This is a genomic window from Dellaglioa algida DSM 15638, from assembly GCF_001434695.1.
Classification (GTDB): domain Bacteria; phylum Bacillota; class Bacilli; order Lactobacillales; family Lactobacillaceae; genus Dellaglioa; species Dellaglioa algida.
The window spans coordinates 136,065-150,125 of sequence record NZ_AZDI01000003.1; the positions used below are offsets into that span (position 1 = coordinate 136,065).

The 14,061-nt window shown below is 36.9% G+C and carries 12 protein-coding genes; all 12 read right to left on the reverse strand.

Annotation, left to right across the window (positions count from 1 at the left end):
- Positions 1 to 59: 59 nt before the first annotated feature.
- The 12 genes from araA to FC66_RS03875 all read right to left on the reverse strand — a co-directional run bounded on the left by araA (position 60) and on the right by FC66_RS03875 (position 13,817).
- Entirely contained in the window at positions 60 to 1,487 is a 1,428-nt protein-coding gene (gene araA / locus FC66_RS03825; RefSeq protein WP_057974061.1) for an L-arabinose isomerase, read from the reverse strand.
- Positions 1,488 to 1,531: 44 nt separating this feature from the next.
- A complete protein-coding gene (locus FC66_RS03830) occupies positions 1,532 to 2,233 on the reverse strand; it encodes an L-ribulose-5-phosphate 4-epimerase (protein ID WP_057974062.1) in 702 nt (233 codons plus the stop codon).
- Position 2,234: 1 nt separating this feature from the next.
- Positions 2,235 to 3,854, reverse strand: coding sequence for a xylulokinase (locus FC66_RS03835; RefSeq protein ID WP_057974063.1), 1,620 nt, complete (start codon positions 3,852 to 3,854; stop codon positions 2,235 to 2,237).
- 21 nt (positions 3,855 to 3,875) lie between these two features.
- Entirely contained in the window at positions 3,876 to 5,252 is a 1,377-nt protein-coding gene (locus FC66_RS03840) for a sugar porter family MFS transporter (protein WP_057974064.1), read from the reverse strand.
- Between the two features lie 199 nt (positions 5,253 to 5,451).
- The gene (locus FC66_RS03845) at positions 5,452 to 6,540 is read right to left on the reverse strand and encodes a GntR family transcriptional regulator (protein WP_057974065.1); all 1,089 of its coding nucleotides are present in this window, start codon (positions 6,538 to 6,540) and stop codon (positions 5,452 to 5,454) included.
- A gap of 208 nt (positions 6,541 to 6,748) precedes the next feature.
- Complete coding sequence (locus FC66_RS03850) at positions 6,749 to 7,669, reverse strand: aldo/keto reductase (RefSeq protein WP_057974066.1); 921 nt, start codon at positions 7,667 to 7,669, stop codon at positions 6,749 to 6,751.
- Between the two features lie 104 nt (positions 7,670 to 7,773).
- Entirely contained in the window at positions 7,774 to 9,009 is a 1,236-nt protein-coding gene (gene codA, locus FC66_RS03855) for a cytosine deaminase (protein ID WP_057974067.1), read from the reverse strand.
- Between the two features lie 134 nt (positions 9,010 to 9,143).
- Positions 9,144 to 9,290, reverse strand: coding sequence for a hypothetical protein (locus FC66_RS08080; RefSeq protein ID WP_169787607.1), 147 nt, complete (start codon positions 9,288 to 9,290; stop codon positions 9,144 to 9,146).
- Between the two features lie 164 nt (positions 9,291 to 9,454).
- Positions 9,455 to 10,363, reverse strand: a complete 909-nt coding sequence (gene gnd / locus FC66_RS03860) for a phosphogluconate dehydrogenase (NAD(+)-dependent, decarboxylating) (RefSeq protein WP_057974068.1) — start codon at positions 10,361 to 10,363, stop codon at positions 9,455 to 9,457.
- A 77-nt stretch (positions 10,364 to 10,440) separates the two neighbouring features.
- Positions 10,441 to 11,649, reverse strand: coding sequence for a PTS sugar transporter subunit IIC (locus FC66_RS03865; RefSeq protein ID WP_057974069.1), 1,209 nt, complete (start codon positions 11,647 to 11,649; stop codon positions 10,441 to 10,443).
- 77 nt (positions 11,650 to 11,726) lie between these two features.
- A complete protein-coding gene (locus FC66_RS03870; protein ID WP_057974070.1) occupies positions 11,727 to 12,722 on the reverse strand; it encodes a D-2-hydroxyacid dehydrogenase in 996 nt (331 codons plus the stop codon).
- Between the two features lie 522 nt (positions 12,723 to 13,244).
- Positions 13,245 to 13,817 (reverse strand): TetR/AcrR family transcriptional regulator, encoded by a 573-nt coding sequence (locus tag FC66_RS03875; protein WP_057974071.1) that lies wholly within the window; start codon positions 13,815 to 13,817, stop codon positions 13,245 to 13,247.
- Between the last annotated feature and the right edge of the window lie 244 nt (positions 13,818 to 14,061).

Genomic DNA, 14,061 nt, shown 5'->3' on the forward strand with positions numbered 1-14,061 from the left:
CATCCCTGAAGGATGGTTTCTTTCGTTATACTTTATAATGATTTTTTTACTAACATTAATTATTTCTTAATTTCAACATACTCAACATCAAACATTTTAGCAAGATCAACAACTTGTTGTTCCTTAACATTCATTGAAATAACAGTATGATGACCACCACCATTTTCAATCCATGAGTGGATACCTTCATGGAAACCGGGTTCTGGAACCCATAATTGACGAGCTACTGGTAAGTGAGGTGCCTCAACTTCTGGTTTTGACCCATCAACTGAATTGATGAGTAATTTATATTCAGTACCAAAATCAGACATTGAAATAACAACACCATGACCATCTGAACCATCAAAAATCAAACGAGCTGGGTCTTCACGGTCACCAATTCCTAATGGATGTACTTCCACACGAGGTTTTGTTGAAGCCAATGTAGGATCAACTTCAAGCATATGTGAACCAAGGATTTCTTCATGGCCTGCACGTAAATCATATGTGTAATCTTCCATGAATCCCGTTAATTTATTGTGTGCCATAATCTTGATTAAGCGATCAATTGCGGCAGTTTTCCAGTCACCTTCACCAGCAAATCCATAACCTTCAGCGTTCAAGCGTTGAACGGCCATCCCTGGTAATTGTTTCATACCCCAAAGATCTTCGAAGTTAGATGTGAATGCTGTGTATCCGCCACGTTCCATAAATTTGCGTAAAGCAATTTCAATTCTAATCTGTTCTTTAACATGATCTTCAAAGAATGCAGGATCATTATCACCTACGACCATATCGTACATGCCTTCACATTCTTTGTAGGTTGCGTTAATTTCAGCGTCTGTTACTTCTTTCATTTCAGCAACTAAATCACCAATACCAAAGTAATCAACAGTCCAGCCAAATTTGATTTGTGCTTCAACTTTATCACCGTCTGTAACGGCAACATTACGCATGTTATCGCCAAAACGAGCAACTTTAATATTGAAACTTTCACCATAAGCTACGGCAACATCCATCCAGTCAGCAATTTGTGATTGAACTTTTTCGTCTTTCCAGTAGCCAACAACAATTTTATTGTGCTTTTGAAGACGCGCATTAATGAAGCCATATTCACGATCCCCATGGGCACTTTGGTTAGTATTCATGTAATCCATATCAATTGTTGACCAAGGAATATTTTCACCAAATTGTGTTGCTAAATGCAATAATGGTTTTTGCAATAATTTTGTTCCGCGAATCCAGTTTTTAGCAGGAGAGAATGTGTGCATCCAAGTAATCACACCCGCAACTTTATCTTCAAAGTTTGCTTCTTTCATAATTTGAGTTATGACTTCAGCAGTTGTTGCGACTTCTTTAAAAATAATTTTGTATGGAAGTGAACCACTGGCATTTAAATTCTCAATGATTTTTTCTGCATCGCTCTTAACAACGTCTAAAACGTCTTGACCGTATAAACCTTGACTACCAACAACGAACCAAAATTCTTTTTCACTAACTTTTAACATAATATAATTCCTCCTAATAGTTTCTTATTTTTTAAAATCGTATACTAATGTTTAATTTGACCATAATAAGCATTTTTACCATGTTTTCTTAAAAAGTGTTTGTCCAATAAATATTGTGGCATATCGATTGCGTGCGGATTTAATTGCAATGAATGATAAGTCATTTTTGCAACTTCTTCTAAAACAACTGCATTGTGCACAGCATCCGAAGCCGATGTTCCCCACGTAAATGGGCCATGATCATTAACTAGCACAGCTGGAATTTGATCTGGATCGAGGTTTCGTTTTTTAAACGTCTCAACGATTACATCACCTGTTTGTTTTTCGTACTCTGTCACAACTTCGGCTTCATTCATGATACGACTTGCTGGAACTGAGCCATAAAATGTATCTGCGTGCGTTGTCCCGGCGGCCGGGATATCTAACCCTGCTTGTGCAAATGAAACGGCCCAAGGTGAATGCGTATGAACAACCCCTTTAATATTAGGGAAGTTGTTATATAGAATTCGATGCGTTTCCGTATCACTCGAAGGATTCATATCACCTTCAATTTTTTCCCCTTGTAAATCGACTACGACCATATCTGAAGGTTTTAGGTCCTCATAATCAACACCAGATGGTTTGATGACAAACAGTCCTTTTTCACGGTCAATTCCACTCACGTTACCCCAGGTAAAGGTAATTAAGTTGTACTTAGGTAACAGCATGTTAGCGTCGTACACTTCTTGTTTAAGCTTTTCTAACATATTACTCGTTCCTCTTTTCTTCCTTAATTGTTTTTATGGCTTCTGACTCAACAGGTAAGCCAGCTTCATACCTAGATATAAATTTATTGTAACCTTCAACCCCTTCAGGTTCGGGACTTAATGTCATGCTTTCTGGATCTACAAAGACCTCGTGATCCAAGAAATCTTCTAAACTTTGACCATTGTTATTTCTCTTAGCGAAAATAGCTAAGACTGCCATTCCCCAAGGTCCACCCTCACCAGCCGTGCTCATGACAGTAATTGGAATATTCAGCGTATTAGCTAATACTTGCTGTCCAACAACGGCTGTTTTTAAAATACCACCTTGAGCGATCATAACGTCAGTTTGGATATGTTCTTCCTGACTTAAAATATCCATTCCAATTTTAAGAGGCGCAAATGCCGCATACAATTGCGTTTGAATGAAGTTAGGTAACGTAAAATGACTATTAGGTGTTCGAACAAATAATGGACGTCCTTCCGACATATGCGTAATATTTTCACCAGATAGGTAGCTATAATTAATCAAACCACCAGCATCTGCATCCGCATGAGTTGATTCTAAGAACAAACGTTCATACAACTGATCCGGTGTTAATTGAACGCCTAATTTTGCCGCAAACTCGCCGAAAATAGATACCCATGCATTAATATCTGAAGAGCTATTATTAACATGAACCATCGCAACCGGTGCACCACTTGGTGTTGTCACGATATCGATATCTTTATAAACTTTTTTCATTGGAGCATCAAGAACAGTCATTGAGAAAGCTGACGTTCCAACCGAGATGTTACCTGTTCTCTTACGGACACTATTTGTTCCAACCATCCCTGTACCAGCGTCCCCTTCAGGAGGCGCCATCAAACTACCGCCCTCTAGTTTGCCACTGGCATCAAGTAACTTAGACCCTTCATCCGTTAAAGAACCCGCATTTTCGCCAGCTCTTAAAACGGTTGGTAAAATATCTTTAACATTCCAGTCGTATTCAGCAACTTTTTTAATGTCACTAAATTTATCTAATAAATCAGCAGAGTAAGTACCCGTTTTTTCGTCAATCGGGAAGATACCAGAAGCATCCCCAATTCCGATAACTTTTTTACCAGATAATTTATAATGGACATAACTAGCCAAGGTTTCTAAATGACTAATGTCATTGACATGCGTTTCGTCATTTAAAACGGCCTGATAAAGATGCGCAATGCTCCAACGTTGTGGGATATTAAAGTTCAATAATTTCGTTAATTCATCAGCCGATTGCTCTGTATTGTTATTTCGCCATGTTCTAAAAGGCACCAATAAATCATCTTTTTCTGAAAAGACGAGGTAACCGTGCATCATAGCACTGACACCAATCGAATCAATTTTCGTTAAAGGTTCATGATATTTACTTTGAACATTTGCGGCCATTTGTCTATAACTTGTTTGGATTCCAAGCCAAACTTGTTCAAGCGAGTAGGTCCAAAGACCATCTTCCAGTTGGTTTTCCCAATTAAAACTTCCTGTCGCTATTGTTTTAAAGTCATCTGTCACCAGCACGGCTTTAATCCGCGTTGATCCTAATTCGATTCCCAATGAAACTTGACCATTTTTTACTGCTTGAGATGTTTTTACTAAATCCATATTAATCATCCTCCTGGCTTGTTAGTTATTTGTTTTTTTTGTTCCTTCTTCTTCAATTTCTTCCAATGAACGACCGCGTGTTTCTGGAACAAAGAAACGAATGAATAGGACACCCAATAAACAGATAACTCCGAAGATTGCGAACACGGCATCTTGTGGCATCGAGGCCGTCATGATAGGGAACAATAGTCCTACCAAGAATGAACCAATCCAGTTAGCCGAAGACGCAATTCCTGAAGCGCTTCCACGAACGGCTAATGGGAATAATTCACCAACCAATACCCATGTAAGTGGTGCCCATGTGAATGAGTAGAATGCAACGTAGATACATAAGAAGACAACAATCATCATAGGACTTGTGTTTGGTACTACCATATTAATAATCGTTGGTAGGATAAATGATAATCCCATGACCAACCCACCAAGAATTAAAAGAGTACGGCGTTTAAATTTATCTGCAATAACTAAGAACAAGAGTGATCCCAAAACAAGGATAATTCCTTGGATGATTGGCCACATTAATGCTGAACTTGCCGCATTACCCGTTGCCTTTTCAACAATTAATGGGATATAGTAGAAAATTGCGTTAGCACCTTGGAATTGTTGGAATGCCGCAACACCGACACCGGCCATAACTAGGTAACGATATTTTCCTGTGAACAATTGAACCATTGACGTTTTTTCAATATGGCTTTCTTCGCCGGCAGTTGTCTGAATATCGGCTAATTCTTGTTCAACTTCATTTTCTGGGCGAATCCAAGTTAATACTTGGCGTGCCTCATCAACTTTATTTATTTTAACCAAGAAACGGGGTGATTCTGGTAAACGTGAAACTCCCATATATAAGACAACCGCTGGAACTGCTGCCAATCCAAGCATAACGCGCCATGCCCATGCTTCAGGTAAATCTTTTAATAAGAAATCCATGATATATGAAAGCAACATTCCTGAAACAATCATTGTTTGATTAATCCCCGAAAGTCGCCCCCGTAATTTAGCAGGAGACATCTCTGACATGTAAGCTGGTACCAATGCTGATGAAGCACCAACTGCCAGTCCTAAGAAAATGCGGACAATTATCAAATACATCTGTCCGTTATTAGGTGAGAATGATGCAAGCAATGATCCAATAACGAATACAACGGCTGACATCAGAATCATTTTTCGTCGGCCTAACTTATCTGACAGTTTTCCTGCTAGCGCACCTCCAAAGATGGCACCAAACATAACTCCTGAAGTAATCCACCCAACAGTACCGGCACTATTTTGAAGTGCCCAATCTTTTTGTAAGAAAGGTAATGCTCCTGTCATAACCCCGATATCGTATCCGAACAAAATTCCACCAAATGATCCAAAAAAGTAAATAAACTTACTAGATATTTTCTTTTCTTTTTGCATATGCCGCCTCCAAATTTTATTGTCTTCCAGTTATTGCCCGAAAAATTGCTTTGAACCAAGCACCATTAAAAGCGCTTTCATTTTTATAACAAGGTCATCTTCTCACATTCATACGAATAAATCAACATTTATTTTATTTATTCGTATGAATTTTCAGAAATAAAAAAATAAGTTGTCTAAACACTAGACAACTTATTAACTATTTATTTCGGTTTTTAACGCTTTCTCGGCTAACTAATTTAGCCTCATACACAACTGATTGAATCTTTGTATTCTTACCTCTTATCATCTCTAACAACATTTTAGCAGCTTGACGTCCCATCTTTTCTTTAGGGTGCCTAATTGTCGTTAACTTTGGTGACATATATTTTGATAACTGATAATCATCAAAACCAACAATAGAAACGTCTTCTGGAATCTCCATATCCATTGATTTTACGATATCCATTAATTTAATGGCTAATTGGTCATTGTAGCAAACAATTGCAGTCGGTCTGTCAGAACGGTGTAATATTTTTTCAATTTTTTGATAAATATTTTGCAAGGGATCCGTTGACCGATACATCAATATTTCACTTTGATATGAACTATTAGCATGTTCCATATACGCCTGAACAAAACCGTTCATTCGTAGTAACCCTTGTTTATCATCCACCTTAAAAACGCCTAATATTTTTTCATGTCCGTTTTTAATTAAATGCTCCGTTTCTAGCTCACTGCCATTGAAGTCATTTAACTCCAAGTATGGAATGTCAATATCTTCATAATGCGCGTTAATGAAGAGCGTTGGTATTTTAAGTTCTAATATTTTTTCATATAAATCTTTATTTTTGTTAACCAGTGCGCTCTGCGTTGGCTCAATAATCAATCCAGATAAGTCCATCTCCAACATCTTTAAAAGGCTGGTTCTTTCCCTGTCTGGAGTATCCAGAGTATTACTTAAAATAATAGTATACCCTTCTTCCGAGATAACCCGGTCAATCCCCGTGATGATGTTTGGGAAAATATAGTCAGCAATGTGCGTTGTAACAACGCCAATCATTTTATTATTATTTTGCGTTATTTTTTTACCAGTATGCCAGTCATTAACAAAGATACCGCCACCTTGAATACGATAGACATAACCCGCGCTTTCTAAATCGCCAATCGCCCTTCTAATTGTATAACGACTTACCGAATACGCGACCATTAGTTCAGATTCCGTCATTAACTTATCATTAATATCAAATTCGCCCGCTATAATTTTATCTTTAATTTCACGATAAACATGTTCGTACTTATTCTCCATATTTTCCACCACCCATTTACCATTATCTTACCATATCAAGTAGCTCACAAAAGTAATTTTGTTTTTAGTACCTCCACTCATTTAAATAAATAATTGCTCTTGTATTCATCCGTACAAATTATTTATTATAATATAAATATTGCAAAAAATAGAGTTCACATCCAACTTAGATGCGAACTCTACTTTTTTAATTTATCATAAACTATTTTTATGGTAACTTATTACCCGCTGCACGATAAATTTCGTACCATTCTTGATGCGTTAATTCTATTTCAGTAGCATCTGTGATTTCGGTAATACGTTTTGGATTCATTGTCCCCGCGATTACTTGCATTTTTGCAGGGTGACGTAAAATGAATGCAGTCGCAATACCCGTGTTTGTTGAATTCTTTTCTCTAGCTAAGCGATTTAACACTTCATTCAATTCAGCAAACTTAGGGTTATCTAAGAATGTGCCTTCAAAGAAACCATATTGGAATGGTGACCATGCTTGGATCGTCATCTTTTTAAGACGCGAATATTCTAATATTCCACCATCACGGTTAATTCCGGCATTATTAACCATATTCACGTTTGTTCCCAAATCAATCATTCCAGTATGCATCACACCAAATTGAAGTTGGTTTACCAATAATTTCGTGTCTAAAGCCTGTTGTAATAAATCAACTTGTCCCGGATAAAAATTACTTACCCCAAAATTACGAACCTTACCAGATGCTTGGAGCTTTTCGAATACGCGAGCAATGGCTTCAGGCTCCATCAATGTATCGGGTCTATGTAACAATAAACTATCAATATATTCTGTATTTAATCGTTTTAAAATACCATCAACACTTTTTTCAATATGTTCTGCCGTAAAATTATATTCTAACCCTGGCACAATACCACATTTTGATTGAAGAATTATATCTTCACGCGAAAGTTCCGTTTCAGAGAAACCTGCTGCAAAAACTTCTTCAGCTTTTCCTGCTCCATAAATGTCTGCATGATCAAAGAAATTAATACCATGATCAGCCGCCATTTGAATCATTTCTGCTGCTTGTTTTGTTGACAATTCTGGCATGCGCATGCAGCCTAACCCAACAGATGATACTTGAAGATTACTTCCACCCAAATTAATCATTTTCATTGTATTACCCCTTTTCAGTTTATGATTCAATTTTATCAGTTACACTTATAAAGCGCTATCAATAACCTTTATTAAAAGATACGTCACCACTAGACGTATCTTTTTTAAATATATAACTGCGTTTCTGCTGGCTTAGTCTCACTAATCACGTCTCCATTATGTACGGATAACATAACAGCGGCGCGTGTGTTCAATGCATCATAAAAATTATCACTATCCATGATTACGAAACTAGCTGGTTTGCCAACTTCAATTCCGTAATGATCCATAATATGCATCGCTTTGGCACCATTGGTTGTCACAAATCGGTAAGCGTTCATAATCTGGCTGTAACCCATGATTTGCGTGGCATGTAAGCCCATATGCAAAGCATCCAACATATTGCCGTTACCCATTGGATACCAAGGATCTTTAATATCATCTTCACCAAAGGCAACATTTAGGCCATTTTCGTCTAATTCTTTTACACGTGTTAACCCACGGCGTTTCGGATATGTATCAAATCGACCACCTAAAAACATATTCACAAGTGGATTAGCAATAAAGTTCATGTCTGACATTTTTAATAAGCGCATTAATTTATATAAATAAGCATCATTATACGATCCCATCGCTGTTGTGTGTGACGCAGTAACCTTGTCTTTCATCCCTGTCTCTAGCGCTAGGGTTGCAACTGTTTCCAGGCTACGAGAACTAGGATCATCAATTTCGTCAGTATGCGCATCGAATAATAAATCATATTTTTGCGCTAGTTCGAAGGCAAAATGAAGAGATTCTACTGCATATTCACGATTGAATTCAAAATGTGGAATCGCACCAATCGCGTCAACACCTAATTCGGCCGCCTTCGTCATCAATTCTTTTCCATTTGGAAATGATAATATGCCTTCTTGCGGGAAGGCGACCAATTGTAGCTCCATCCAAGGCTTTACTTCTTCGCGCACTTCAATCAAGGCTTTCAAAGCAACTAACTCTGGATCAGTTACATCCACATGTGACCGAACAAATTGAACACCATGTGCTGCTTGCATTTTCAAGGCTTTAATAGCACGTTCTTTGACATCTTCACGCGTTAACGTTTTTTTACGCTCAGACCAGATTCGGATACCGTCAAATAAAGTACCTGATTCATTCCATTCTGGATCTCCAGCCGTAAGTGTTGAATCCAAGTGGACGTGCGGATCAACAAATGGAGGTAACATTAATTTATTCGTTACATCAATAACCTGCTCGTTAGATTCGGCCTGTAAATTTAAGCCAATTTCAGTAAATACCCCTTTTTCTACGCGGACATCTTGTAATTCTTTTTCATTTTCGATATGTACTTGTTTAATTAACACGATTTAATCACTCCCTAATTTAATTCTTTCTCGTCTAAATTGTACCTGACTCACGACAAATTTAATAATGATTCAGTGAAATAAAAAAAGATTAATTCCAAGAATACTCAGAATTAATCTTTGAACTTTTATAATTAGTTTTTTTCTGATTCTAATTTAGCTGATTCTTCTTCAATAAATTTGAAACCTGATTGTTTTTTTTCAGCTTGTGGATGTTTAGCACGTTCGTCCATTGCTTTTTGAGCCATTGCTTTGCGTTGTTCTTTACTCAACTTTGCCATTGCTATCGCCTCTTTTGATTTGGACAGTTAACTGTCTTTCAACTTCACTCTTAATTATAGTCCTCTTTCAGTAAAGTGGCACAAATTAAATAAATTTTGTCTCAAAAAAATTAAACAAGACATGGTCCTGCGAATTATCCATTCGTCATATTAAAAATAACAGCTTACGATTTATCTACAACGTGCCCTCCGAAGCCATGGCGCATTGCAGCAACAACCTTACCTGTAAAGTTTGCATCAACGTTTCTCATCGATTCATAACGCATCATCACTGACAATGCGATAACTGGCGTTGGCACTTTACTATCGAGTGCTTCTTGTAATGTCCACTGCCCCTCACCTGAAGAATGCATGCGTCCAAGTAAGTCATCCAAATGTGCATCATCTGAAAACGCATCTTCCACAAGTTCCATTAACCAACTACGGATAACTGAACCATGATTCCACAATTTAGCTACAGCTTCATTATCATAATCATATTGACCGCTCTCAAGAACATCAAATCCTTCACCAATTGCCTGCATCATTCCATATTCAATACCATTATGCACCATCTTCAAGTAATGACCAGAGCCTGCTGCACCGGTATAAAGATACCCATCTTTTTCAGAAATCAATTTAAAGATTGGGTCAAGATATTGATTAAATGCATCCGCATCATCCCCACCAATCATAAAGTTTCCACCATTACGAGCGCCTGATTGACCTCCCGATGTACCACAGTCAAAAAATCTCATTCCGGCTTCTGTCACGATTTTATTGTGTCTAAGCGAATCTTTAAAGTTTGAATTACCGCCATCAACAATTAAATCATCCTTGTTAAGCAGTTCCGTCAATTTGACGATAGTTGCATCTGTTGGTGCACCAGCTGGTAACAATAACCACGTAGTCTTAGTAGACCCTAATTTAGAAACAAAGTCTTCAAGACTTGAAGCTGAAATTGCGCCTGCTTCTTCTGCAGCTTTTACGTTTTCAGTTGCTAAATCGAATCCAACAACCTCAATTCCATTATCAAGCATATTCTTTGTTAAGCTTAACCCCATCTTACCCAGTCCAATCATTCCAACACGCATATTAATAATCCTTCTTTCAATTATTTTTCTATATTTTTTATTTTCAATTAGATATTTTTATTAACTTACAAATATTGTTATAAATCTTGTTGGAAATCCATTGGTGTATACAGTTTTAATAACTTACTGAATATGAACTGTACAACGAATCCCGCAACAATTGGCACAACCAGCCATGCAAAAACACCAACTAGCGGACTAATAAAATGATTCATAACTGATGAGGGAACTGTAGGGTCTTTAACTATTGATTGGATAGGCGAAACTAATCCGATGAATCCAAAACCGGCAGTAGTCGGTGTCCCTTGAATGTTAAATAACGCAACGGGAATTCCCGATATAGCAGCCGATAACAAAAATGGCAACATCGTCACGGGTTTGGCAAATACTGAAGGCATCATTCCCTTCATTGCCCCCAATGCGATCGCAACGGTAACTCCCGGTTTATTAACTTTCCATGAATTAATTAATAAAACGATTGTCGTTGCGACAACACCCATGGCAGCGGCCCCGGAACCAATACCCGACAAACTAATTGCCAAAGCAATTCCGACAGTTGAGACAGGCGTAATAATAATGATTGAAAACGCCATAGCAATTAACATTGCCATTGGAATGGGCGCAAAATTTGTAAACATCTCAACCAATTCACCAATCCACGCTGTAACATCACCAACATAAGGCGCAATCGTCTTACCAAGTAGGCCAATGCCACCACCTACAAGAATTGGACTTAAAATAATCGCAACTGATCCAAATCCTTTTAAATAATGGGCAACTAACCAGACGACTATAACTGCGATAGATGCGACAATCATAGCATTAATAACATCACCGGACCCAGAAGCAATATAAGCATTCATGGGCACCACAGAGTTCACTCCTGTCACCGGATTTTCCCATCCGGCAGGTGCAACTGCCCACTTAATTGAACCTGATGCCACCATCGTTGCAATAGCAACAACACCAACATCTAAAATTTTCATTTTAAATTGTAGGGCAATGGCCATCCCAATTAAAAATGGAATTAACGATGTAAATAACGTTAAAATAGCACTTAAATCTGCGCCGAACGCAGTAGTACCCAATCCTGAGTACTTAATAATATATTTCATAACAGCTGATGGTAAAACACCAATCAAAATCCCTTGTGCAGAACCTGACAAGACTTTAAAAAAGAAATCTTTTAAATGTAAATCAGTTTGACCATTAAAAGCAACTGGTGCACTTTCTTTTGCCATACGTACATATTCTGTGTCTTTTTTTTCTTCAATTTTATTGGACATACTGCTTTACCTCTTCCCAATTTTAAAACTTGATAACCCCGTAACCTTTTTGCACTTGTTCAAAATAATTAAAAAATTTAATATTCTACGAACGTTTCTGGCTTTTCACCTTTTCCAAAAACAACTGCTGCGTCAAATGATTGCTGAACCATCTCTGAAACAGCCTTAGTTGTATAAAACGCTGTATGAGGTGTCACCAATACATTTTTACGCGCAATTAAATCAGCAATTTTTTCATCTGGAAAATCACGATTAGTCCAATCTTCGTTAAAAAGACCAACCTCATTTTCATAAACATCCATACCAAAACCTGAAATTTTCCCTGAATTTAGTCCAGCTATAATTGCATCTACATCTATTAAATTACCACGAGCCGTGTTCACAATTACAACACCATCTTTCATTTTTCCAATGGCTTCAGCATCAATCAAATGATAATTCTCAGGCAATCCGGGAACATATAAAGAAACGGCGTCAGCTTGTGCGTACAATTCATCCAACGTATCAACATATAGACCCTCAGACATTAATTCAGCATTGGGATATTTATCGTAAGCAATTACTTTTGCACCAAAACCTTTTAATATGTTGATGGCAACACGACCAATATGTCCCGTTCCAATAATGCCGACCGTTTGCATACGCATTTCTCGACCAATAGTTGGTGCCCAACGTAAATTATGTTCAGCTACTTTAGCATCCAGCTCCTTCGTTTGTCGAAATAGGCGTGCTAATTGGATCATTGAATGTTCAGCAATCGCATTAGGCGAGTATACGGGTACATTAGAAATATTGAATTTAAACTCGCGCGCTGCATCAAAATCAATATTATCCGTACCCACGTTACGTAACGATAAATTTGTTACGCCAACATCGGCTAGTGCCGCTAATGAGTCACGGTTATAATCTAATTGTTGATAAACTACCACCGAATCCGCACCTTTAGCTAACTTAGCCGTTTCTGATGTCAGTAAATCCTGCGTATAATCCACTTCAATCTCCGGATTTATCGCTTTCCATTCCTCAAGCGATGGTTTTTCATCATCACGGATACCATATGCAAATATTTTCATATATTATTCCCCCAAAAATTTATTAAATACGTTTCCAAACCAAAAATAAGTTAAAATTTTAACGATAATGCTATCTATCGTTATTATTTGTTTTAATATATTACTTACGTGATACGCTAAAACAAACAATAACATCAATTGGAAGCGCTGTCAAAGAATTCGTCTTTATAATTAGATGTAACTTATTGTTAAATTAATTAAATATATAAAAAATAAACGATTACTATAAGTAATCGTTTATTTTTTATATATATTATTAATCATTTGCTAATAAAATATTTACTTATACTATAAATATGTATCTCGTCTATTTATAAATTCAACTACATTTACTCCTAGATACAATCAAAACATTACGATCAATAAGGAAATCAAGAGTACTATTACCCCCATAAATATCCACGCACCAACTAAACAATAATTAGTCCTATTCAAAATATATGTTTATATCTAAACATATCACCAGAATGGTCATCGATTAAAAGTCGCAAGCACTGGTATCCTGTGATAATACGACGACATCTAACTATTTGAAGCAACCCGTTTCATCACGCCATCAAGTAGAATATTTAACTGAACTAAAAATTGGGATTCAATCGACATATCTGGCATTCTAAAAATGTTTGGTATATCAATCGTCTCAGCTGGCGATGCAGTATTAGAAAATAGATATTCATCCGCCACAAAGGATAAAATGAAATTATTGATCATATTTCCAATCATGGCTGATTCTTCACCAGTCCCTAATTGTTCTAAAATTGTTAAAAACATAGTGATCATTTGCATTCTCACCGGTGTCATTGGACTCGTTTCGGCAAAAATTTTCCACGAATCTTTAATTTTCTTCAATTCGTCCCTAAGAACTAATGAAAAAGACGCCATACTGTCGTTTTCGTCTACACGTGACAACACCTTTTTTGAAATTTCTTCAGAAATCAACTCCAAGATATTCTGTTTATTTTGAACATGATTATATAGAGCTGGTGCTTTCACACCTAATCTGGTTGCAATGGATCTCATTGAAACGGATTCTAGACCTTGTTCATGCAAAATTTCAATAGCTGATTGTACAATTAAAACTTTAGTTAATTTCATATCTACCTCCATAAATTAATACCGTTAATTGATTATAACACCATTATAGCTAAATAATTGACGCGATTAATTAACAGTGTTAACATAATCATATGAGTTAACACTGTTAATTAGAAAGGATACTATTATGACAATGCCTATCGCTTTAGTTATTATGACCGTACTTATTTGTGTCACTACTTTCATTACGCTTGTAACGTTAAAAGGAATGGATATGAAATAAATAAAAAGAGGCTGTGACATA

What these genes read in the sequence shown, in the direction of transcription:
- araA (WP_057974061.1), bottom strand. Translation starts at nt 1,487, where the DNA reads ATGTTAAAAGTTAGTGAAAAAGAATTTTGGTTCGTTGTTGGTAGTCAA.
- FC66_RS03830 (WP_057974062.1), bottom strand. Translation starts at nt 2,233, where the DNA reads ATGTTAGAAAAGCTTAAACAAGAAGTGTACGACGCTAACATGCTGTTA.
- FC66_RS03835 (WP_057974063.1), bottom strand. Translation starts at nt 3,854, where the DNA reads ATGGATTTAGTAAAAACATCTCAAGCAGTAAAAAATGGTCAAGTTTCA.
- FC66_RS03840 (WP_057974064.1), bottom strand. Translation starts at nt 5,252, where the DNA reads ATGCAAAAAGAAAAGAAAATATCTAGTAAGTTTATTTACTTTTTTGGA.
- FC66_RS03845 (WP_057974065.1), bottom strand. Translation starts at nt 6,540, where the DNA reads ATGGAGAATAAGTACGAACATGTTTATCGTGAAATTAAAGATAAAATT.
- FC66_RS03850 (WP_057974066.1), bottom strand. Translation starts at nt 7,669, where the DNA reads ATGAAAATGATTAATTTGGGTGGAAGTAATCTTCAAGTATCATCTGTT.
- FC66_RS08080 (WP_169787607.1), bottom strand. Translation starts at nt 9,290, where the DNA reads ATGGCAAAGTTGAGTAAAGAACAACGCAAAGCAATGGCTCAAAAAGCA.
- gnd (WP_057974068.1), bottom strand. Translation starts at nt 10,363, where the DNA reads ATGCGTGTTGGAATGATTGGACTGGGTAAGATGGGGTTAAGCTTAACA.
- FC66_RS03865 (WP_057974069.1), bottom strand. Translation starts at nt 11,649, where the DNA reads ATGTCCAATAAAATTGAAGAAAAAAAAGACACAGAATATGTACGTATG.
- FC66_RS03870 (WP_057974070.1), bottom strand. Translation starts at nt 12,722, where the DNA reads ATGAAAATATTTGCATATGGTATCCGTGATGATGAAAAACCATCGCTT.
- FC66_RS03875 (WP_057974071.1), bottom strand. Translation starts at nt 13,817, where the DNA reads ATGAAATTAACTAAAGTTTTAATTGTACAATCAGCTATTGAAATTTTG.